Raw genomic sequence first — 20,094 nt, forward strand, 5'->3', positions numbered from 1 at the left:
GGATCGCAGGGCCCGTCACATCCGGGACGGGCCCTGCGTCGTGCCCGTCCCTGCCGGACGGCCGCGCGCTGCGGAGAGGGCAGGATTCGAACCTGCGTGGGCCTCCGAGGAGGCCCGACCGTGAGGCGAGCTCGCTGGTCCCCGATCAACCACTCCGGGCACCTCTCCCTTGACCGGCTCGGGTGTTGTCCCGTGCCGTTCACAAGTAAGAGACTGCCGGAGACCGCTGACGGGAAGCTGACGCGGCCCTGACCTCCACCGTCGACGGTGTGCCGCCCGTGCCGGTTCATCCGGCGCCGCACCGGTTCACTCGGCGTCGGGCCGGCTCACTCGCCGTCGAGCTGATGGTCGGCCCATACGTAGCTCTCCGGGAGCAGATCCGAGACGGGAACCGCCCGGATGCCGTCACCGTTGCCGACGATGACCCGGAGCGTGGGGAAGTAGTCGAGCAGAACCTGACGGCAGCGGCCGCACGGAGGAACAACTCCTCGGCCCCGGTCGCCCACGGCCACCATGGTCTCCAGCTCATATGCGCCCTGGGCGGCCGCCGCACCGATGACGACCAGCTCGGCGCAGGGGCCCCCGGTGAAGTGGTAGGCGTTGACCGCGGTGACGATGCGGCCGTCGCGGGCCCGGGCCGCGGCTGCCATGGTGTGGTTGTCGCCCCGGCAGCGCGTCCCGGCGACATGCGCTGCGGCCTGGACGAGTTCGTGGTCCACGGGATGGGGTTGCCTGGTCATCTGCTCCGCCTTCTTCGGGTGTCGAGCGACACTGACCCGCATGACGGAATCGCGCAAGCCGATTTCGACGGGGCACGGGCGATCCGCCGCGCATGCCCCGTCGACCGGCGGCGTCAGTTCAGGTGCCGGGCGAAGAACCGCAGCGAATCGTCCAGTTCGAACGCCGGGAGATCGCCGTGCTTGCCGGGGTTGGCGTGCAGTGTCTTCTCCGCCGACGCCAGGGCGTCGAACAGTGCCAGACCCGCCGCCCGTGGCACCCGCTCGTCGTCCCACTGCAGCAAAAACTCCACCGGAACGGTGATCCGCGCGGCGACCTCCGCCGATGCCGAGGCTCCGCCCAGGCCCAGCACCGCCGCGCGGACCCGGGGTTCGGCGGCGACGAAGGGAACCCCGAGCCCGCAGCCCAGCGACACCCCCCAGTAGCCCACCGGCCCGCGGCCGACGTATGCGAGAGCCTGCACGGCGTCGAGCGCGGCCCGCCATTCCGGCACGGTCTGGTGGGCCACGAGCGCATGGAAGCCGGCGATCAGCGGGGCCAGTTCCTCGTCGGCTTCGGCGCGCGCCTGGTTCTCGGTCGCGAGCCGGTCGTACTCCGCGTGCACGGGACGGTCGCCATGGCCGGGTGCGTCGACCGCCAGCACCGCGTAACCACACTCGGCCACGAAACGGCGTGCCAGGGCCATGACGTCGGGATCCTTCTTGTGCCGCCCGCCGCCGTGCCCGATCAGGACGAGGGGACGAGTACCCGTGGCACCTTCCGGCGTCCACAGTACGCCGGGGATCTCATCGAGATGGAACAGTCGTTCGGCAACGCCGTCGGACGACGTCTCGGAAGTGAAGCGCATGGCCTTGGCCTTTCGGAATGCCTTACGCGGGCACTCCCCGGACCGTGCGAGAGAGGGAGTCCCGACCTGTCGAAGCGTTGATCGGTCTCACCTCCTCGGTTCGCAGTGGCGCACGACGGCGCCGAAGCTACCACGACGTCGTCGCCCACGTGGCGCAGACACGGGATCGGGTTCAGCCGCCCCGGTGACGGGCGGCGGACGGCGTGGAGAAAAGAACTTCGCGCGACGATGTCGAGAACCCGTGGCCGGCTACGTCCCCGAGGTGAAGGCGGCCACAATGGGTCGCACCAGTACGGAGGAGTCACACGATGGCGAAGTACTTGCTGCTCAAGCACTACCGAGGCGCTCCGGAAGCCGTCAACTGCGTGCCGATGGACCAGTGGACGCCGCAGGAGATCTCCGCGCACGTGCAGTACATGCGCGACTTCGCGGCCCGGCTCGAAGGGACCGGGGAGTTCGTGGACGGCCAGGCGCTCGCGCCCGAGGGAATGTGGGTCCGCTACGACGGCGAAGGGCGGCCGCCGGTCACCGACGGTCCGTTCGCCGAGACCAAGGACCTCATCGCCGGCTGGATGGTGATCGACGTGGACAGCCGCGAGCGCGCCGTCGAGCTGGCCGGGGAACTGTCGGCCGCCCCGGGCGCGGGCGGGAAGCCGATCCACGAGTGGCTCGAGGTGCGCCCCTTCCTGGCGGCGCCGCCCACCATCACGGAGTGACCCGACCGATGGACGAGGCGCTGCTGAGAAGCCTCACCCCGAGCGTCATCGCCGTCCTCGTCCGCCGCGGAGCCGACTTCGCGGCGGCCGAGGACGCCGTCCAGGACGCACTGGTCGAGGCGGTGCGGACGTGGCCGGCCGGCCCGCCGAGGGATGCGAAGGGCTGGCTGGTCACCGTGGCCTGGCGCCGGTTCCTCGACGCGACGCGGGCGGACTCCGCCCGCCGCCGACGTGAGGACCGGATCGACGAGGAGCCGCCGCCCGGGCCGGTGCCCGCGGCGGACGACACGCTCCAGCTCTACTTCCTGTGCGCCCACCCCTCGCTGTCACCGGCGTCGGCGGTCGCGCTCACACTGCGCGCCGTCGGCGGCCTGACCACCCGTCAGATCGCCGACGCCTACCTGGTGCCCGAGGCGACCATGGCGCAGCGCATCAGCCGGGCCAAACGCACCGTGCGAGGCGTGCGGTTCGACCGGCCCGGTGATGTCACCACCGTGCTGCGCGTCCTCTACCTGGTCTTCAACGAGGGCTACTCGGGCGACGTCGACCTCGCGGCCGAGGCCATCCGCCTCACCCGGCAGCTCGCGGCCCGGATCGACCACCCCGAGGTGGCGGGACTGCTCGCGCTCATGCTGCTCCACCACGCCCGGCGCGCCGCCCGGACCGCGCCCGACGGCAGCCTGGTCCCGCTCGCCGAGCAGGACCGCCGCCGGTGGGACACCGCCTTGATCGCCGAGGGCGTCGATGTCCTTCAGGCCGCTCTCGCCCGTGACCGGCTGGGCGAGTTCCAGGCCCAGGCCGCCATCGCGGCGCTGCACGCCGACGCGCCCACCGCCCAGGAGACCGACTGGGTGCAGATCGTCGAGTGGTACGACGAACTCGCGAGCCTGACCGACAGCCCCGTCGTGCGGCTCAACCGCGCCGTCGCCGTGGGCGAGGCCGACGGACCGCGCGCCGGGCTGGCGGTGCTCGCGGCGCTGGACGACTCGCTGCCCCGGCACACCGCGGTGGCGGCGTATCTGCACGAACGCGACGGCGACCTGGCGACGGCGGCGCGGCTGTACGCCGAGGCGGCCCGCAAGGCACCCAACCTCGCCGAGCGCGACCACCTGACGCGCCAGGCCGCCCGGCTCAACACCGGCCGCGTCCGCTGACAGGCGGTGCCCGGACTCACCGGCACGCGGCACGGCGAGGACGCCGACCGCGACGACGGTGAGCCACGAGGACGTGTCAGACCAGGGTCGTGATGCAGAACGGGTGGCCGGCCGGGTCCAGCAGCACGCGCCAGCGTTCGGGCTGCGGCTGGAAGCCCGGCTTGGTGGCGCCCAGATCGAGCAGTCGCTTCTCGGCGATGTCCAGGTCGTCGACGCCCAGTTCGATGTGGGCCTGCTTCTCCTGGGTGGGGTCCGGCCAGGTGGGCGGGCGGTAGTCGGCCAGGCGGTTGAAGGCGAGGCCGGTCGCGCCCTCCCTGCCCAGCAGGATGAAGTCGTCGCTGGAGTAGTGGACCGCCATGCCGAGCAACTCGCTGTAGAAACGGGCCATTTCGGCGGGATCGGCACAGTCGAAGGTGACGGCGGCGTAGCGGAAGGCGGGTGCGGAAGTGGTGTCCGTGCTCATGAGGGGAACGCTAGGACCTGACCCGGACAGTTCCGGTCCGGGTTGTGGCGTGGTGTGGAAAACTTCCCCGGGTGATCAGCTCCTCCGCCCGTCTGCTGCGGCTGCTGTCCCTGCTGTCCTCCCGGCCGTCATGGACCTGCGCCGAACTGGCCGAGCGCATGGAGGTCACGGACCGCACGGTGCGCCGGGACGTCGCCCGGCTGCGCGAGCTCGGCTACACCGTGGACTCCGAGGCCGGCCCCTGGGGCGGCTACCGCCTCCGCGCCGGTTCCCGGGTGCCGCCGCTGATCCTCGACGACGAGGAGGCACTTGCCGTGGCGGCCGGCCTGCGGGAGGCCGCCCAGAGTGACGCCATGGGCGGTGACCAGGCCGCACTCTCCGCCCTGCTGAAGCTGCGCCAGGTGCTGCCCCGGCGGATCGCGGAACGGCTCGGTGACCTGGACGACGCGTTCGTCAGCCTTCCCACGGCCGACGGACCGCGGATCAGGACGGGCCTGCTGCTGGAGTTGGCGGTCGCCTGCCGGCGGGGAGAGCGTGCCAGGCTGTCGTACACCGACGCGCAGGGGCGGGTGACGCTCCGCGAGGTCGACCCGTACCGTCTCGTGTGCACCGGACGCCGCTGGTACTTCGTCGCCCGGGACGTGGCGCGCGCCGAGTGGCGGACGTTCCGGGCCGACCGGGTCGGCCGGCTGCAGCCCACCGGCCGGCCGGCGGACCTCACCGACCCGCCCGACCCGGCACGTCTGGTCTCCCGCAACATCGCGAACGGCCCCTACCCGCTCTCGGCCACCATCCGTCTCCCCCTGCCGATGGACGCGGCGCTACGGCTCATCCCCGCGACGATCGGCACCCACCGCCCGGACGGCCCCGGCGCGACGCTGGTCGACATGGGCGGTCCCGACGCGGACGGCCTCGCCCGCTATCTCCTCGGCCTCGGCACACCGCTCCGGGTCCTCGCGCCGGACGCCGTGCGCCAGGCCCTGCTGCACCGCACCCGCCAACTCCTGGAGGCCCACGAGTGACGCGCCGGCCTTGTCGCCGGCGGAAGGCGACGCCGGGACCGGAGGCCGGCCGCCGCGGCCGACGCCTCAGACGTCGACGCGGGGCTGAGCGGGGCTGAGGAAGTGGACGGCGGTCCGCTCGGCGCGCGGGTCGAGGAGACCCCGCAGTTCGTCGGCCGCGGCCTTGAGGAGGTGGCCGTCGCGGGTGGCGTGGAGGGTCTCCAGGACGAAGGCGACCCGGCCGGAGCCCTCGGTGACCCGGGTCCGGTGGGCGTCGCGGTGGTTCCAGTGGCGGGTCAGGACGCCGGCGGCGTCGGCGTAGATGATCTCGCCGGGCTTGGGATTCTCGATGGTGCCCGGTTCGCCGAGGGGGGTGAACTCCTCGCGGCCGTCGGCGTGCCTGATGTCGACCTCGCCCGTGACGTGGTCGAGGTCGAAGGCGCCGGCGGGCAGGCCGTGGCGGACGGAGACGGCGTTGTAGGAGTCGACGGCGGGGTTGATGCGCGGCAGGCCGCCCTTCTTGGCGAGGCGGCGGCCGAGGGCGTCGACGCTGGGGCGGATGCGGCGGGGGTTGGTGCCGAAGGAGCGGTAGGCGGTGTGCCAGGCGTCGATGCGGGGGTCCTGCTCGTCGGCGGGCTGCCAGGTGCCGTCGGCGAGTCGCCGCTCCAGGGCCTCCAGGGCCGCGGCGGTGTCGGGCCAGTGTTCGCGGCCGCGCAGGCCGGCCGCGGTGACCACGGCGATGAGGGTGTCGGGGAAGGCGTCGGCGACGGCGGGGCTGATACGGAAGACGGTCATGAGGGGGATCCTTGTCGCGCGCGTGCTGGGGCGGGAGGTCAGGGCTTCCAGGGTCCGATGCGGTCCAGGCGGCGCAGCTGCTGCTGTGCGGTGGACGCGTCGAGGCCCTGGCCGCGCTCGGTGAGATGACCGGCGACGGCCGTGCGGTGCTCGACGGGTTTGTGGTCGTCGTACTTGAACTTGGCCCGCACCTCGACGACTTCCAGTTCCAGGCCGCGGATGCCGGGCAGCATGCGCCCGTAGGGCGGCCGGTCGGGGTCGATCGGGGCGTGATCGCCCTCGGGCTGGAAGTGCGCCATCTGGCGGCGCAGCAGCTCGGCCTTGGCCTCGGGGTCGTCGATGACGCGGGCGCGGCAGGAGAACTGCACGGCCGCGTAGTAGCTGGTGGGTACGCCGTCGGTGGGCGGGGTGCCGGTCCCGGCGCGCCAGGGCCCTGGGATGAAGGCGTAGTCGCCGAACACGGTGAAGGTGACGTTCGGGTCGTGCTCGATGGCCTCCCAGACCGGGTTGGGCCTGGCGAGGTGTATCAGCAGCCGGCCGTCTTCGGTGGTGAAGTGGGTGGGGACGACGGCGGGCGGCCGGCCGGGCAGCCCGTTGACGCTGAGCTGGCCGAAGTCGTGGCCGCCGGCGATCCAGGTCTGCCACTCGGTGTCGTCCAGGGAGGCGTCCCAGGGCTGGATGAACATGCGGTTCTCCTTGCGAGGGGGAGGGGGCGGCGGATCAGGTGAGGGCGAGGAGGCCGACGGCGACGGCGGCGGTGCCCAGACCGACGAGCTGGCCGCGGTGGATGCGTTCGGCGAGCACACCACGGGCGAGCAGGACCGTGCCGGCCGGGTACAGGGCGGTCGTCACGGCGACGACGGTGAGGTCTCCGCCGCGGACGGCGAGCAGGAACAGCAGATTCGCCAGCGAGTCCAGCACGCCCGCGGCCGCGGACATCGCGTACGCGGGCCGCTCCGCGCCCAGTCTGCGGCGCAGCATCCCGGCCGCGCCCAGGGTGACGGCCGAGGACACCGCCCGGCCCACGATCAGCGGGGCCACGCCACTGTCCGCGGGCGCCTGGTGCAGGAAGACCAGCTGGAGCGCGATGGCGGCGCCCGCCCCGAAGGCCGGCAGCAGTGCCGTCCGGGAGATCCGCGCGGAGCGGGCACCGTGCCCGGCGCTCACGAGAACGACGGCGACGAGCGCGAGCGGCAGGCCGGCCAGCCCGGCCGGCGTCAGGTGCTCGCCCTGGAGCAGCCCCACCGTGACCGGCAACGCGGCGGACACCAGCGCGGTCACCGGCGACAGCACGCTCATCGGGCCGATCGCCAGCGTCCGGTACAGCAGCGCGAACGCGGCGGCCGAGGCGACCCCGGAGGCGGCCCCCCAGGCGAGGGCACCGGCGCCGAACGAGGCACCGAGGACGGGCCACAGCAGCAGCTCCACCGCGAGAGAGGCGGGAGCGGCGACCATGACGGTGCGCAGGACGTGGGCCTTTCGGGCGCCGAGGCCGCCGAGGAAGTCGGCGCAGCCGTAGGCGAGGGAGCTGCCCAGGGCAAGCAGCAGAGCGATCACGGTGCATCCCTTACTATCAATGGAACGACTGAACCGTACAACGAACCGACCGGCTAGTGTCAACCAAACGACCGGACGGTGCATTCCAGTGGTCCACTGGCAAGGATGGTGAACGGATGGCGGAGACCGAGGCGGCCCTGCGGACGCTCGCGCACAACGTCCGGGCGGCCCGCGCCCGCGCGGGACTCTCGCTCGACCAACTCGGCCGGCGCGCCCAGGTGAGCAAGGGTGCCCTCGTCGCCCTGGAGAAGGCACAGGGCAACCCGAACTTCGCCACCCTCGTGCGGCTGGCCGACACTCTCGGCGTCTCCGTCTCCGCCCTGATGGAGGGCCGGACCGAGGGACGCGTGCGCGTCGTGTCCGAAGGCGCTCTCACCCCCTTGTGGACCGGCCCGCGGGGCAGCGAGGCCCGGCTGATGCTGACCACCGCGGGCCCTGCCCCGGTCGAGGTCTGGCGCTGGAACCTGGAGCCGGGCGAGGAGTACCCCAGCCACCCGCACCAGGCCGGCGTCGTGGAGACCGTCAGTGTCACCGCCGGCCGGATGACCCTGATCGTCGACGGCACCGAGCACCCCGTCGAAGCCGGACAGACCGCCACCTTCGACGGGGACACCGCCCACACCTACCGCGGCTCGGGCACCGGGACCTGCCGTCTGATCATGACCGTCCACATCCCGGCCGGCCCCGGCTCCCCGGCCTGACCCGTGCCGTCGCGCGGCCCGCGCCGCGCGGTCACCCGGTGCCGATGTTGGAGCCGCCGTTGGTGGTGCGCAGTCCCGACCGGCTGCCGTGCCAGTCCAGCACCAGAGTGGTGGCGTCGTCCGCCAGCGTCCCCCCGCACGCGTCGATGGCCGCCGTGGTCAGGCACCGGACCACCTCGCGGGGGTGTTCGTCGGCGGTGTCCCTGATGAGGGCGGGCAGATCGATCGCGGCGGCCCCGCGGTCCTGCATGCCGTCGGTGACCAGCACCAGACGATCACCCGGCTCGAGGCGGCACCGCTGCACCTCGTAGACGACCCGAGCGGGCACCCCGAACGGCAGGTTGACCTTGAGGCGCAGTTCCTCGACCCGGCCGCCGCGCAGCCGCAGCGGCCAGGGGTGGCCCGCGTTCACCAGCTCACAGGCGCCGGATTCCAGCTCGACGCGGAGCAACTGGCCGGTGGTCATGCCGCGGGTGTTCGCGGCGATCGCATGGTGCGCCGCATACGCCTGGTCCAGGAGGCCGCGGCCTGCGCGGCGCGCCCCGCGCAGGGCATTGACGGTCAGCGTGGCCAGCAGCGCCGAGGCCGTGTCGTGACCCATCGCGTCCGTGATCGACACATGGAGAACGTCCTGGTCCAGCGCGTAGTCGTAGGTGTCGCCACCGATGTCGTCGGCCGGAGCCAGACCGCCCGCCAGGGTGAAGTGGGCCGCCTCGCAGCAGGGCGCGGACGGCAGCAGCTGGTGCTGGATCTCCGCCGCCAGGCTCATGGTGGTGGTGCGCCGCCCCGAGTGATAGAGGTCGGTGAAGCGCCGGTCGGTCACCACGATGTACGCGAGCGCGTGCGCCGCCCGCGTCACCGCGTCGCGCACCGTGTCGTCCGCCTGCGGCACCACCGTCTCCAGCACGCCGACGCAGTCGCCGCGGTTCGTCACCGGCGCCACCAACCGGCAGCCGGCCATGCCGTCGTCCTCCTGGTGCAGCCGCTGGGAGCGCAGCACCCGGTCGTAGACGCTGCCCGCCAGCTCCATCCTCTCCGGCTCGCCGCGCGTCTCGGCCGCCGTACCGGCTCTGGGCAGCCGCACGGCTTCCCGGCCGAGCATGTCGACGAGCAGCAAGGACACCTGTGCCGCCGAGAACCGCTTCTCCAGGTTCCGGGCCACCACGTCCACCGACTCGCCCGGGGCGGCATCCTCCGCCGCCCGCAACACCTCGTCCAGGCCCAAGCCGTCATCGCCCACCACGCGCACCTCCCCGTTTCCTTCACTCGGGTGCCCCGTGACCCGGCCTGCGATGCCTGGGCGCCCAGGGCACACCGGCCCGTGCCCCCGGCACCCGGGCCGGCCGGTGTCAGGACCGCTGGTCCGGCAGCGCGGAGAGCGCGGCGGCGAGCCGCTCGGCCACCTCCGGCGGGGTGGAGGCGTGCGGCGAGAGCCGGAGCGAGTCCTCCCGGCAGGTCAGCGCGATGCCCTCGGCGTGCAGCGCCTTCGCGACGTGCGACGGATCGTGGCCCGGCACGGTGAAGGAGAGGACGCCCGCGCGCCGGGCGGGGTCGGCGGGGGACAGGACGCGGCCCCGGTGGCGGTGGATCACCTCGGTGAGTTCGGTGATCCGCGATGCGATGGCCGCCTCGATCGCGGTGACGGTGTGCCGCTCGACGAGGTCCAGGGCGGCGGCGAACGCGGCGGCCGTCACGGGACTGAGATTCGTGATGGACCATCGCTGCGCGGAGAGGGCGGGCGCATGCTCCGCGCCGTCGAACACGCCCGCGTCCCGCACGCCCGTCCAGCCCGTCAGGACCGGCTCCAGCATGTCCAGGGCCCGGTCGGACAGGGTCGCGAAGCCCGTGGCCCAGCCGGCGCGCAGCCACTTCTGGCCGCCGGCGACCACCACGTCCGCCGCCTCCCAGGCCATCTCGGTCACACCGAACGCCTGGATGGCGTCCACGATGAGCAGCCGGCCGGGCCCGATCGCCTCGCGCAGCGCCGCCAGATCGGCACGGAAACCGGTGCGGAAGTCGACGGCGCTTACGGACACCGCGACCACGTCGTCGGTGAGGGCGGCGCGGACCAGGTCGGCGGTGACCCCTTCGCCGGGCTCCGGGTCCAGCCAGCGGGGCGTGGCCCGGCCCAGTTCGGCGGTACGCCGCCACGGGTAGTGGTTCGCCGGGAAGTCGGTCCGCGGCACGAGGACCACGCCGTCCCGCACGCCGAGAGCGGCGTGGAACAGACCGGTGGACGCGTTCGGCAGCAGCACGGTGCGCTCGGCGTCGCTCCCCGCCAGGCGGGCGGCGGCCCGGCGTGCCGTCTCCTCCGCGCGCATCAGATCGTCCACGGTGGTGTGGTCCGCCTGCGCGGCCTCGTCCATCGCGCGTGCGGTGGCGGCCACGGCATCGCGCGAGGGCGGGCCGAACCGTGCGAAGTCCAGGTACCCGGCAGGGGTGTCGAAGTGGGCGGCGTAGGAGGTGAGCACGAGGTCCTTTCACGGCGGGGCCGTTGGGAGCGGCGTGGCGGGCGACGGGTGCCCCGGTCGGGACGGCACCGCGAACCGGCTGGTGACCTGGCGTCCTTCCCCGCCCGTGCGCGCGTCCCCGCCCGCTCGCACGGTACGCGCCGCGCGCCGAGCGGGCGGTCTTGGGGTGTGCCTCCGCGTGCCGGGGCCGCGGGGGCCGCGCCTACGCGTTGTCCGGGTGGGGGCCCGGCGGTGTGCGCAGGGCGAGGAGGGCGACGTCGTCGAGGCCGGGCGGCCGCACGCGCTGCAGAAGCTGATCGGTGAAGGAGGTCAGCGGTCGGTGGGCCAGGGCGGCGGCGTGCTGGCGCAGCGCGTTCATGCCCTCGTCGAGGGTGCGGCCGGGTGCTTCGATGAGGCCGTCGGTGTAGAGCAGCAGGGTGCTGTCCGGAGGCAGCGTGATCGTGGCGTCGGGCCGGCCGGCGCCGGTACCGGTGCCGAGCAGAATGCCGTGCCCGGCGGTGAGGTACTCGGTCAGGCCGTCGTGGGTGATGAGCAGGGGCGGGGGGTGACCGGCGTTCGTCCAGGACAGCTCCCAGTGGCCGTCGCCGGTCCGGGTCAGCCGGGCGAAGATGAGCGTCGCCATCGCGACGTCGGTGATGGGCATGATCGCCTCGTCGAGCCGGTCGACGATCCTGCTGGGCGGCTTCTGCTGGGACCAGGCGTAGGCGCGGAGCATGTTGCGCAGCTGGGCCATCCCGGCGGCGGCCTCCAGATCGTGGCCCACGACATCGCCGATGGCCAGAGCCGTGGCACCGTCGGAGAGGGCGAACGCGTCGTACCAGTCACCGCCGACCTGCGAGGCGTCGGGGGCGGGCAGGTAGCGCACCGTCATCTGCAGGTCGGGCACGCTAGGCATCTGGGGGAGCAGATGGTTCTGCATGGTCTCGGCGATCGCGCGCTGCCGCTGGTAGAGGCGCGCGTTGTCCAGGGCGAGGCCGGTACGCCGGGCGATGTCCTCCAGCAGCGTGAGGTCGGTGACGGTGAAGTCGTCCGGCTGCCCGGCGCGGCCCAGCGTCAGTGCGCCCAGGACGTCCCGGGTGCTGCGGATGGGCGCGATGGCGGCAGAGCGGATGCCGGTGGCGTCGAACAGATGGCGCTGTTCGACCGCGATGCCGGAGTCCGGGTCGCCGCGATAGGTCTCCGGGCCGGCGAGCGTCGAGGCGACACCCCGCAGGGCCCGGGACAGGGGCATGGGGGACGTCTCCGGTACCGGCGGCATCGGCCCCTGCAGCTCCTCGTGATGGATCAGTGCGCCGCCGTCGGCCTGCACCACGACGGCACGCCGCACCTCGTCACGCTCGGTGATCAGGTCGATGACGGCCCAGTCCGCCAGCCGGGGCAGGACCAGGTCCACCAGCCGGCGCAGCGCCTCGTCGACGTCGAGGGTGGAGGTCAGCTGGGTGGTGGTCTCGGCGAGGAGAGCCAGTCGCTCCAGGTCGGTGAGTGTCTGGGCTGCCCCGTCGTCGGGGTGCGCGCCGGCCGGGTGCGGTCGGTCGAGTATGTGGAACACCACGAGGGTGCCGCTCGCTTCGCTCCCGATGTCGTACGGCGTGATCGACCAGGAGATGGGCAGCACGGAGCCGTCGGCGTGGACGAAGTAGTCGATGAGGCCGTGTGCCGGGTGCCCGGAGTGGAACGCCTCCCGCATGCTGCACTGTGCGGCGGGCAGTCGCTGTCCCTGTGGCCCGCGGTGCAGCAGGTCGTGGGCGTCCTGACCGACCAGATCCCGGGCACTGCGGCCGAGGAGGTGCCCGGCGCGGGCGTTGACGGCGACGATACGGCCCTGTTCGTCGACGGCGTAGGCGCCGGCGCCGATGGCCTCCAGCGCGCGGACCAGCCGGGAGGAAGAGGCCGTCCGCAACCGCTCATGGCGGGTTTCCGTGCTCTCCGGCCGCCCCATGTCCTCGCCTCCAGCTCGTCGGGTTGTGAGCCTACGTGCCGTTTCCTGGACGCGCGTGCGAGGCCCCTGTGTGTCTCTTGTACCCCCTGTCCGCCGCTGATGATGAAAAACCAGCCGTGGATATCGGCCCTGGCCCCGGCCCCCGGTGACCGCGCGCAGCGGACCGGCGCACGGAGTGGTCGGCCCGGGCCCGTCAGGGGCGTTCGCGGAGCTGGAGGAGGCCGGCGATCGAGAAGCACAGGGCGCCGGTGAGCGTGCCCCAGTTGGCGATGCCGGCGTTGACGAGGCCGCCGGTGGCCGGGCGGGTGAAGGCGGCGAGCGCCGAGACCATGAACAGGATCGAGCCGAGCTGGTTCACGGCGACGATCCACCAGCCGAGATCGCGTGGGTGGGCGCAGGGGCGGCCGCGGTGGCAGATCTCGGTGAAACCCAGATGTCCGGAGACCAGGAAGAGCACACAGCCGATCACGTCGGGCACCCAGATCAACCGGTTGATCTGCTGAACGCTCAGGCCCCGCAGGAAGGAGTCGATCAGGTTGACGGCGAACACGAGCGTGCCGGCGAACAGGACGAACGCGCTCAGCCAGTCCACCCGCATCGGCTCGTAGCTCCACCACCGCCAGCGGCGCGTGGTCAGCCGGCCCTCGGTGTGGACCGGCGCGTTGATCACCTGGAGCAGCGACACGTAGCCGCCGGTGTTGAAGAACAGACCACCGGCGAAGTAGACCGAGGCGCACTCGAGGGCGTCACCGGAGCCGAACTGGGCGACGCCCGCGCCCACCGAGAAGAGGGCTCCGCCGATGACGAAGGCGGTCGCCGCGATGGCGTTGAGCCTGCGCAGCCGGCCGACGGACACGGCGTCCGCGGGGGCCCGGCGGCTCAGTGCGGCACCGGGCGGCCGGACGGCGACGGTTCCGCGCCGCCGTGCGGCCCGCGACTCCCACACCACGGTCTCGCCGCCGGGACGGTGCCACGTCCGCCTGGTGACGAACGGTCCCGCGCCCTCTGCGTGCTGCTCCGGCTGCCCCACGCGCCGAGGTTAGACGCGGACGGCCGTGGACGGCGTGCGCAACGCCGTCCCACCGGACCGGCGGGTGCGCGAGCCGCGGGGCGATGGGCCATCAGGCAGAGGGGCGCGGAGGGGGTGCGTGAGGCTCGGCGCAGGCGGATGGCGTGGCCGCGGTGGAGCTGATCCCGGACACCGGCGTGGACGTCGAGGAAGCGGCCCTACTGGCACATGATCCGCGCGCACGGCTGCTGGAACTCGCCGTCGGATCCGGGCGGTTCGGACGGGAGGAGGGCCAGGCCCCCGAAGGCGCGGAGCCGGCCGGTGCGGTCGTCGGCGCGGGAGGCCCGGCGGGCCGGGGGGCCGTCGTGCGTGTCCGGGCGGCCGGCGCGACCTCGTCGTGTCCGTGGTCCGCGCGGGGACCGGCTGAGCGTCACAGGGCCCCGGCGAGGTCGTTGGGGCTGAAGGCGCGCCGGTATGCGGCGGGGGAGACGCCGAACGTGGTGCGCATGTGGGCGCGCAGGGAGTTCGCGGAGCCGAAGCCGGCCCGGTGCGCGACCAGGTCGATGGACAGATCGGTGGTCTCCAGCAACTGCTTGGCCAGTTCCAGTCGTTGGGCGGTGAGCCATTGCACCGGGGTCATGCCGACCTCGTCGCGGAACCGCCGGGTGAAGGTGCGCAGACTCATCCGGGCGTGTCCGGCGAGCTGGAGGAGGGTCAGCGGCTCGTCGAGGTGCTCCAGAGCCCAGGCGCGGGTGGCGGTCGTACTGGCCAGGGTGGGTTCGGGGACCGGCCGGTCGATGTACTGGGCCTGTCCGCCGTCCCGCCACGGCGGAACGACGCACATGCGGGCGGCGCGGTTGGCGAGGGCCGCGCCATGGTCGCAACGGATCATGTGCAGGCACAGGTCGACGCCCGCGGCCACGCCCGCCGAGGTCAGCACGTCGCCGTCGTCGACGAACAGCACGTCCTCGTCCACCCTGACCTTCGGGTAGGCGCGGCGGAACTCCGGCGCCAGGTTCCAGTGGGTGGTGGCCGGCCGGCCGTCGAGCAGCCCGGCCGCGGCCAGCACGTAGGAGCCGGTGCAGATCGACACCAGGCGAGTGCCGGGCCGGATCCCGGCGATGGCCGCCGTCACCTCCGGAGGCAGCGGGCCGCCGCGGCCCAGCTCGGGCATGGCGTGCGTGGGCGGGACGATCACGGTGTCCGCGGCGGCCAGGGCCTCGGGCCCGGCCGCGGGCTGCACGGTGAAGCCCGCGTCACTGAGCACCGGCGCACCGTCGGCCGTGCAGACGGTGACGTCGTAGATCGGGCGGCCCTCGGCGTCCGCCACGCTGCCGAACACACGGGAGGGGATGCCCAGTTCGAAGGGCGGAACCCCGGGCAGGGCGAGCACCGCGATCCGGTGCCGGCGAGGCGGCGCGTCCACCGCCCGGTCCGGTGTCCCCGTCGTCCTCGATGCTCGCATTTCACCCATGGCCAGATCCTGTCACACAGTGGCCGGACGGCCAACACCGTGGCGAGCCCGTCTCCCGGATCGTGGACCGCGTAGCGCCGGGGGAGCCCCGGTGACGTGTGTTCGAGACGGAAGACGAGGCGGACGGCATGCGAGCGGTGGTTGTGGAGCGATGGGGCGGACCCGAGAACCTGGTCCAGCGTGAGGTCGAGCGCCCCGAGCCGGGACTGAACGAGGTCCTGGTGCGGGTGCACGCGGCCGGAGTGAACCCGGTGGACTGGAAGACCCGCGCCGGCGGAGCCCTCATCGACTGGGGCGCCGTTCCCGCCGTCGGCTGGGACGTGTCCGGCGTCGTCGAGGCCGTCGGCCCGGGCGTGGGGATGTGGCGTCCCGGGGACGAGGTCTTCGGAATGCCGCTCTTCCCGCGCCAGGCGGGAGCCTATGCCGACCACGTGGTGGCACCGGCCCGGCATTTCGCCCCCAAGCCGGACAACCTCACGCACGTGGAGGCGGCCGCCCTGCCGCTGGCCGCGCTGACCGCCTGGCAGGCCCTGGTGGACACGGCGAACGTGCGCCCGGGCGAGCGGGTGCTGGTGCACGCGGCGGGCGGCGGCGTCGGCCACTTCGCGGTGCAGATCGCCAAGGCCCGCGGCGCGCATGTCGTCGGCACCGCCGGCGCGGACAAGCACGACCTGGTCCGGGCGCTGGGCGCGGACGAGGTGATCGACTACCGCGCGGTGCGGTTCGAGGACGTCGTGGGCGATGTCGACGTGGTGCTCGACGGACTGGGCGGGGAGACCGCCGAGCGCTCGGTGAAGGTGCTCCGGCCGGGCGGCCGGCTGATCACCCTGCCCGGCCCCGACGACGTACCCGCGGCCCAGGACGGGGTCCGGGCGGTGTGGATGCTGGTGGAACCGGACCACCTGGGTCTGCGCGAGATCGCCGCCCTGGTGGAGCGGGGCGCGCTGAAGCCTGTGGTGGAGACGGTCCTGCCGCTGGCGGACGCCGCGAAGGCGCACGAGATCGGCGAGCGGGGCCGGACCGCGGGCAAGATCGTCCTCGCGGTCGTCTGATCCCCGGCCGACCCCCGCACCGGGCGAGCCGGGGTGGTGGCCCCTGCGGCGGAGAGGGCAGGATTTGAACCTGCGTGGACCCCCGTGGGGGCCCGACCATGAGCGTGCTCGCTGGTCCCCGATCAACCACTCCGGGCACCTCTCCTCGTTCCCGGTCCGTTGTTCCTCCCGGCCCGTTCACGAGAAGAAGACTGGCAGGACCCCCTGACGTGCCGCTGATCCGCCCCTGACGCGGACGCGGGCGCGCCCCCGGACCGCAGGCGCGCCTCACCCGGCCGTGTCCCGATGCCCCTCCGGCCCGTGCCCGCACCGTCCCCCCCGGCTGACCGGCGCCCGCACGCGGCCAGTGGCTGCCCTGGGCGCGAATCCGAAACCTGGTGGCGGACCTGGGCCCTCGGTCAGCACCATGCAACCCATGAGCGATCAACCCGCACGATGGACCCAGGCGACCGTCTACCCCGACATGTGGACCGACCCGGACGACGACCCCCGCGACAACGGCAACAGTCCGGACGGCGAACTCGCCACACTGCAGGACTTCTTGACGAACTACCGCATGACCCTGCGGATGAAGTGCGAGGGCCTGGACGCGGAACAACTGGCCCGCAGGTCGGTCCCGCCGTCGACGATGTCGCTGCTCGGCCTGCTCCGCCACCTCGCCGAGGTGGAACGGGACTGGCGCAACTGGCTCGGCGACGACGAACCGCTGCCGAAGCTGTACGGCGCGAGGGACGCGGACTTCCTCGGAGCCGTCGCCGAACAGGCCGTGGTCGACGCCGCCCACGCCGACCTCGAGCGCGAGCAGGCCGCGACCGATGCCGCGCTGGCCGAGCACGCGGATCTGGGCGAGCGCGTCGGGAAGGACGGGATCGCCATCCGGGAACTGCTGGTGCACAGGATCGACGAGTACGCCCGCCACTGCGGACACGCCGACCTGCTGCGCGAGTGCGTCGACGGACGAGTCGGCCAGTGACCCGGTGACGCCGGGCGGAGCGTGGTCAGAGCCCCGGGACACGCTGGGCCGCCGGCGGCCCGCATGTGGGGGAGGGGTGCCGTGCGCTTCCCGGCGCGGAGCCGCAGGCGGCAGCCTTCCGCCACCCGGATCCGCGATCCGTTCCGGCGTGAGGGCGGCGTCGTCGTGGGTCTCACATGGCCGGGTACGGAGCCCCGATCCGCGTGGAAAGGAACCCCGATCCGCGCGAAAACGGGTGATGCGGACCATAGGAGCCATGTCACGTCCTACGCGGGATCGTAGAGGCGGTCAGGAGCGAACGCGGGCCTTGAGCGGCGAGAAGTCCGATATGTGAAATGTCTACGCCCTTGGGTAGTAGGTCACACTCTTGCATGGTTTCGACGGGGCGCTAAACATGTTGGTCGTTGCCCGGCGAGCCGCGGGGCGACCGGGTGATCACCGCCGGGCCCGCCCGCTGCGTAGTGCAGTACGGGCCCTGGCACCGAAGCCCGCATCGTGACCGGCACCCGGCCGGCGCCACTCAGACGTCTCCCAGGAGTTCCTTTCACATGACCGCGATCACCGCCAACCGCCGCCTTGCCCGCCTGCGCACCCTCGCTCTGACCGGCATGGCCACGACCGGCGCCGCGACCGTGGCCCTCACGCTGATGCCGGCCTCCGCGCAGGCCGCCGAGGCGCCGAAGACCGCCCACAGCGTCTCGGCTGCCTCGAGCGACAGCCACGCCGACGCCAAGCGTTCCACCGGCAGCGCCGGGAACCTCGACGGCTGGATCAAGCAGTCGCTGACCATCATGAAGGAGAAGGGCATCCCGGGCAGCTACGAGGGCCTGCACCGCAACATCATGCGCGAGTCCAGCGGCAACCCCAACGCCCAGAACAACTGGGACGTCAACGCCCAGAACGGGATCCCGTCCAAGGGCCTGCTCCAGGTGATCGACCCCACCTTCAAGGCCTACCACGTCGAAGGCACCGCCAACAGCGTCACCGACCCGGTCGCGAACATCACCGCTGCCGCCAACTACGCCGCGCACCGCTACGGTTCCATCGACAACGTCAACTCCGCGTACTGAGCACCGCTGATCGACCCAGCCGTCGACACCGCGGCCGCGGCCAGGTGCTCCACCTACACTGACGGGCATGGCATGCCGCATCAGTGAGCTGGTCCTCGACGCCGCGGACCCCGAGCGTCTCGCCGCGTTCTGGAGCGAGGTCCTCGGCTACGTCGAACTCGGCCGGGAGGACGACGGAAGCATCGCGATCGGGCCGCCCGACACCGGTTTCGGGGGCCCGCAGCCCATCCTCGTCGTCAGCCCCAGCGACGACCCGCGGACCGAAAAGCTGCCACTGCACATCGACGTGAGCGCCACCGACCGTGACCAGGACGCCGAGCTGGAGCGGCTGCTCGCTCTCGGAGCCGAGCCCGCCGACGTCGGTCAGACCGGTACCGAGAGCTGGCACGTCCTGGCCGACCCGGAAGGCAACGAATTCTGCCTCCTGCGCACACGGATCCAGCCCCTCTGACCCCGTGAGTCCTGGCGGGTGCGTGCCGTAGGTGTCCCGGCGCCGGCCGCTACTGCCTCGGACCGTCGGGGGAGGGGAGCGGTTCAGGGCGCGGTGAACAGTGTGGGGAAGCGGGGGCCGAGCCAGGGCCGGCGGCCCCAGGCGAGGACCTGTCCCCGGGCGATGGCACGCCACGGACTGAGCCGGCCGAGCGCGATGAGCAGGAAGGCGACGGGGTCGAGCAGAATGGTGCAGTCCACACGCTGCGGCGACGGGTTCCGCGTCACCCGTACGGCACCATCGGCCAGCGACACGCCGAACGCCTCACCTCCACGCAACCGGATCCGGTAGCGGGCCTCGAACCCGGCCGTGGCCTCGGGGTCGGCGACACGCGGCATCACCGAGAGCATGAACGGCATGCACAGGCTCACCCGCGCCGGGTCGACCATGTGCGGGCGCCCCACGGCGCGAGCCAGGTCGTACCCGTGGCCGAGCATGTGCGTGAGCAGGTACGACGCGAGAACGGACCGGCTCATCAGGCCCAAGGGCGTGGCCGGTGCCTCGCCGTCGGCCACGGAGCACGACAAGGCGTCCAGGAACCTCTCGCACTGGTCCGTGATCATCCGCGCGAGCGGTTCCGCCCGGCGCTCCGGGAAGACGGCCAGGGACTCGGCGTTGGCGGCGGCGAGACTCTGAGGCGTTCCGTCACCGTAGGGGCGCTCCCGCCCGGCCGCCAGATCGGCCATCAGCTCGTTGGCCACGGCCAGGTGCGCGGCGACCTCACCGACGGTCCACTCCGATCCCGGCACGGCAAGCGCCGTATCGCCCGCGCTCCGCACCAGCGCTGCTATCTCTCCGGCAGTGCCCCGGATCGCCTGCCCCAGCCCCTCGGGCAAGGTCCACGACCCGTCCTGCCGTTCCGTCCTCTGCACGTAGCTCGCTCCACTCCACATCCGCCGGCACGCCCGACGTGCCGGCGGAAGTGGAACCCAACCAGACCCGACGGCGCACGACAAGTCCCCGCACGCCCCCGTCGTCCGGCGGACCGGCCGCCGACCGGGACGACCGCGGTCAATGGTTTGCCGTCGGCCGGGCCGGGCGGACAGGAAGCTCGCATGCTCAGGAGCGACAAGGTCGGGCTCAGGGCCCGGCACGAGGAGGACATCCCGGTCCTGCGGGCCGAGCTCTACGACGACGTGGTGAACGCCTCGCGGGCCGAAGGCGGGCCGTGGCGGCCGATCACGCCCGGCTCGAAGGACCCGCGGCTCGTGGTGGACGACACGCAACAGGGAAGCGTGCCGTTCTCCGTGGTGGAGCTGGAGGGCGGCACACTGGTCGGCACCGCCACGCTGTGGGGCATCGACAACCACAACCGGTCCGCTCACATCGGTCTGGGACTGCTGCCGTCCTCCCGCGGCAAGGGCTACGGCAGAGACGTGGTCGCGGTGCTGTGCCACTACGGATTCATCGTGCGCGGGCTGCACCGGCTGCAGGTCGAGACGCTGTCGGACAACACCGCGATGCTGCGCTCCGCCGAGCGCAACGGCTTCGTCCGCGAGGGCGTGCTGCGCTCCTCGGCCTGGGTGATGGGCGAGTTCCTGGACGAGGTGCTGCTCGGACTCCTCGCCCAGGACTGGAAGCCGAACCCCGAGGGCCGGGCCGCGCTCTGACGATCAGGGGTGCGGGTCGCGGGCGTGACTGACG

The 20,094-nt window shown here is 72.9% G+C and carries 21 protein-coding genes and 2 pseudogenes; 9 read left to right on the forward strand and 14 right to left on the reverse strand.

The features are described from left to right. Window positions 1-71 precede the first annotated feature (71 nt). From ABZ478_RS20640 to ABZ478_RS20650, 3 genes and pseudogenes are all read right to left on the reverse strand, one after another. Window positions 72-168, reverse strand: a pseudogene (locus ABZ478_RS20640). Between the two features lie 158 nt (window positions 169-326). Next, entirely contained in the window at window positions 327-740 is a 414-nt protein-coding gene (locus ABZ478_RS20645; RefSeq protein ID WP_359551435.1) for a cytidine deaminase, read from the reverse strand. 113 nt (window positions 741-853) lie between these two features. Then, window positions 854-1,585 (reverse strand): dienelactone hydrolase family protein, encoded by a 732-nt coding sequence (locus tag ABZ478_RS20650; protein WP_359551437.1) that lies wholly within the window; start codon window positions 1,583-1,585, stop codon window positions 854-856. A gap of 308 nt (window positions 1,586-1,893) precedes the next feature. Between ABZ478_RS20650 and ABZ478_RS20655 the strand changes: the two genes are divergently transcribed. Together ABZ478_RS20655 and ABZ478_RS20660 are read left to right on the forward strand one after the other, a co-directional pair. Continuing rightward, entirely contained in the window at window positions 1,894-2,301 is a 408-nt protein-coding gene (locus ABZ478_RS20655) for a YciI family protein (protein WP_358933744.1), read from the forward strand. 8 nt (window positions 2,302-2,309) lie between these two features. Further along, window positions 2,310-3,455: a DUF6596 domain-containing protein gene (locus ABZ478_RS20660; protein WP_359551672.1), complete on the forward strand. Its 1,146-nt coding sequence runs from the start codon at window positions 2,310-2,312 to the stop codon at window positions 3,453-3,455. Window positions 3,456-3,531: 76 nt separating this feature from the next. Here ABZ478_RS20660 and ABZ478_RS20665 read toward each other — a convergent pair whose 3' ends face one another. Continuing rightward, window positions 3,532-3,918 (reverse strand): VOC family protein, encoded by a 387-nt coding sequence (locus ABZ478_RS20665; RefSeq protein ID WP_359551439.1) that lies wholly within the window; start codon window positions 3,916-3,918, stop codon window positions 3,532-3,534. Window positions 3,919-3,989: 71 nt separating this feature from the next. Between ABZ478_RS20665 and ABZ478_RS20670 the strand changes: the two genes are divergently transcribed. Then, window positions 3,990-4,940 carry a YafY family protein gene (locus ABZ478_RS20670; protein WP_359551441.1) on the forward strand — a complete coding sequence of 317 codons (951 nt, stop codon included), beginning with the start codon at window positions 3,990-3,992 and terminating at the stop codon, window positions 4,938-4,940. 66 nt (window positions 4,941-5,006) lie between these two features. Here ABZ478_RS20670 and ABZ478_RS20675 read toward each other — a convergent pair whose 3' ends face one another. The 3 genes from ABZ478_RS20675 to ABZ478_RS20685 are packed head-to-tail and all read right to left on the reverse strand — an operon-like array spanning window position 5,007 to window position 7,271. Then, a complete protein-coding gene (locus tag ABZ478_RS20675) occupies window positions 5,007-5,714 on the reverse strand; it encodes a phenylalanine--tRNA ligase beta subunit-related protein (protein ID WP_359551443.1) in 708 nt (235 codons plus the stop codon). 38 nt (window positions 5,715-5,752) lie between these two features. Next, on the reverse strand, window positions 5,753-6,400 hold the full coding sequence (locus tag ABZ478_RS20680) for an FMN-binding negative transcriptional regulator (RefSeq protein ID WP_359551445.1): 648 nt from the start codon (window positions 6,398-6,400) through the stop codon (window positions 5,753-5,755). Window positions 6,401-6,434: 34 nt separating this feature from the next. Beyond that, on the reverse strand, window positions 6,435-7,271 hold the full coding sequence (locus ABZ478_RS20685; RefSeq protein ID WP_359551447.1) for an EamA family transporter: 837 nt from the start codon (window positions 7,269-7,271) through the stop codon (window positions 6,435-6,437). A 116-nt stretch (window positions 7,272-7,387) separates the two neighbouring features. On the opposite strand from ABZ478_RS20685, the gene ABZ478_RS20690 reads away from it, so the two are divergent. Next, entirely contained in the window at window positions 7,388-7,972 is a 585-nt protein-coding gene (locus ABZ478_RS20690) for an XRE family transcriptional regulator (protein ID WP_359551449.1), read from the forward strand. A 31-nt stretch (window positions 7,973-8,003) separates the two neighbouring features. On the opposite strand, the gene ABZ478_RS20695 is transcribed toward ABZ478_RS20690, so the two are convergent. The 5 genes from ABZ478_RS20695 to ABZ478_RS20715 form a co-directional block, all read right to left on the reverse strand. Next, window positions 8,004-9,215, reverse strand: coding sequence for a PP2C family protein-serine/threonine phosphatase (locus tag ABZ478_RS20695; RefSeq protein ID WP_359551451.1), 1,212 nt, complete (start codon window positions 9,213-9,215; stop codon window positions 8,004-8,006). A 106-nt stretch (window positions 9,216-9,321) separates the two neighbouring features. Next, on the reverse strand, window positions 9,322-10,443 hold the full coding sequence (locus ABZ478_RS20700) for an aminotransferase class V-fold PLP-dependent enzyme (protein ID WP_359551454.1): 1,122 nt from the start codon (window positions 10,441-10,443) through the stop codon (window positions 9,322-9,324). A gap of 202 nt (window positions 10,444-10,645) precedes the next feature. Further along, window positions 10,646-12,382 carry a SpoIIE family protein phosphatase gene (locus ABZ478_RS20705; RefSeq protein WP_359551456.1) on the reverse strand — a complete coding sequence of 579 codons (1,737 nt, stop codon included), beginning with the start codon at window positions 12,380-12,382 and terminating at the stop codon, window positions 10,646-10,648. A 193-nt stretch (window positions 12,383-12,575) separates the two neighbouring features. After that, the gene (locus ABZ478_RS20710; protein ID WP_359551458.1) at window positions 12,576-13,412 is read right to left on the reverse strand and encodes a hypothetical protein; all 837 of its coding nucleotides are present in this window, start codon (window positions 13,410-13,412) and stop codon (window positions 12,576-12,578) included. Window positions 13,413-13,821: 409 nt separating this feature from the next. Continuing rightward, window positions 13,822-14,856, reverse strand: coding sequence for a helix-turn-helix domain-containing protein (locus ABZ478_RS20715; RefSeq protein WP_359551674.1), 1,035 nt, complete (start codon window positions 14,854-14,856; stop codon window positions 13,822-13,824). A gap of 137 nt (window positions 14,857-14,993) precedes the next feature. Here ABZ478_RS20715 and ABZ478_RS20720 point away from each other — a divergent pair, with 137 nt between their 5' ends. After that, window positions 14,994-15,917: an NADP-dependent oxidoreductase gene (locus ABZ478_RS20720; RefSeq protein ID WP_359551676.1), complete on the forward strand. Its 924-nt coding sequence runs from the start codon at window positions 14,994-14,996 to the stop codon at window positions 15,915-15,917. A gap of 49 nt (window positions 15,918-15,966) precedes the next feature. Here ABZ478_RS20720 and ABZ478_RS20725 read toward each other — a convergent pair. Then, window positions 15,967-16,062, reverse strand: a pseudogene (locus ABZ478_RS20725). A gap of 261 nt (window positions 16,063-16,323) precedes the next feature. On the opposite strand from ABZ478_RS20725, the gene ABZ478_RS20730 reads away from it, so the two are divergent. From ABZ478_RS20730 to ABZ478_RS20740, 3 genes are all read left to right on the forward strand, one after another. Then, window positions 16,324-16,890 (forward strand): DinB family protein, encoded by a 567-nt coding sequence (locus ABZ478_RS20730; RefSeq protein WP_359551460.1) that lies wholly within the window; start codon window positions 16,324-16,326, stop codon window positions 16,888-16,890. Between the two features lie 548 nt (window positions 16,891-17,438). After that, the gene (locus ABZ478_RS20735) at window positions 17,439-17,960 is read left to right on the forward strand and encodes a transglycosylase SLT domain-containing protein (RefSeq protein ID WP_359551462.1); all 522 of its coding nucleotides are present in this window, start codon (window positions 17,439-17,441) and stop codon (window positions 17,958-17,960) included. A 67-nt stretch (window positions 17,961-18,027) separates the two neighbouring features. Then, window positions 18,028-18,411: a VOC family protein gene (locus ABZ478_RS20740; RefSeq protein ID WP_359551464.1), complete on the forward strand. Its 384-nt coding sequence runs from the start codon at window positions 18,028-18,030 to the stop codon at window positions 18,409-18,411. Between the two features lie 83 nt (window positions 18,412-18,494). On the opposite strand, the gene ABZ478_RS20745 is transcribed toward ABZ478_RS20740, so the two are convergent. Beyond that, complete coding sequence (locus ABZ478_RS20745) at window positions 18,495-19,343, reverse strand: maleylpyruvate isomerase family mycothiol-dependent enzyme (RefSeq protein WP_359551466.1); 849 nt, start codon at window positions 19,341-19,343, stop codon at window positions 18,495-18,497. Between the two features lie 162 nt (window positions 19,344-19,505). On the opposite strand from ABZ478_RS20745, the gene ABZ478_RS20750 reads away from it, so the two are divergent. Further along, a complete protein-coding gene (locus ABZ478_RS20750; protein WP_359551468.1) occupies window positions 19,506-20,060 on the forward strand; it encodes a GNAT family protein in 555 nt (184 codons plus the stop codon). Window positions 20,061-20,094: the final 34 nt, after the last annotated feature.

Source organism: Streptomyces sp. NPDC005706 (assembly GCF_040631045.1).
GTDB lineage: Bacteria > Actinomycetota > Actinomycetes > Streptomycetales > Streptomycetaceae > Streptomyces.

Coding starts and splice junctions, on each gene's coding strand:
- ABZ478_RS20735 (WP_359551462.1), top strand. CDS start 17,439: ATGACCGCGATCACCGCCAACCGCCGCCTTGCCCGCCTGCGCACCCTC.
- ABZ478_RS20730 (WP_359551460.1), top strand. CDS start 16,324: ATGCAACCCATGAGCGATCAACCCGCACGATGGACCCAGGCGACCGTC.
- ABZ478_RS20705 (WP_359551456.1), bottom strand. CDS start 12,382: ATGGGGCGGCCGGAGAGCACGGAAACCCGCCATGAGCGGTTGCGGACG.
- ABZ478_RS20750 (WP_359551468.1), top strand. CDS start 19,506: ATGCTCAGGAGCGACAAGGTCGGGCTCAGGGCCCGGCACGAGGAGGAC.
- ABZ478_RS20675 (WP_359551443.1), bottom strand. CDS start 5,714: ATGACCGTCTTCCGTATCAGCCCCGCCGTCGCCGACGCCTTCCCCGAC.
- ABZ478_RS20645 (WP_359551435.1), bottom strand. CDS start 740: ATGACCAGGCAACCCCATCCCGTGGACCACGAACTCGTCCAGGCCGCA.
- ABZ478_RS20660 (WP_359551672.1), top strand. CDS start 2,310: ATGGACGAGGCGCTGCTGAGAAGCCTCACCCCGAGCGTCATCGCCGTC.
- ABZ478_RS20745 (WP_359551466.1), bottom strand. CDS start 19,343: ATGTGGAGTGGAGCGAGCTACGTGCAGAGGACGGAACGGCAGGACGGG.
- ABZ478_RS20650 (WP_359551437.1), bottom strand. CDS start 1,585: ATGCGCTTCACTTCCGAGACGTCGTCCGACGGCGTTGCCGAACGACTG.
- ABZ478_RS20665 (WP_359551439.1), bottom strand. CDS start 3,918: ATGAGCACGGACACCACTTCCGCACCCGCCTTCCGCTACGCCGCCGTC.
- ABZ478_RS20720 (WP_359551676.1), top strand. CDS start 14,994: ATGCGAGCGGTGGTTGTGGAGCGATGGGGCGGACCCGAGAACCTGGTC.
- ABZ478_RS20740 (WP_359551464.1), top strand. CDS start 18,028: ATGGCATGCCGCATCAGTGAGCTGGTCCTCGACGCCGCGGACCCCGAG.
- ABZ478_RS20680 (WP_359551445.1), bottom strand. CDS start 6,400: ATGTTCATCCAGCCCTGGGACGCCTCCCTGGACGACACCGAGTGGCAG.
- ABZ478_RS20715 (WP_359551674.1), bottom strand. CDS start 14,856: ATGCGAGCATCGAGGACGACGGGGACACCGGACCGGGCGGTGGACGCG.
- ABZ478_RS20655 (WP_358933744.1), top strand. CDS start 1,894: ATGGCGAAGTACTTGCTGCTCAAGCACTACCGAGGCGCTCCGGAAGCC.
- ABZ478_RS20690 (WP_359551449.1), top strand. CDS start 7,388: ATGGCGGAGACCGAGGCGGCCCTGCGGACGCTCGCGCACAACGTCCGG.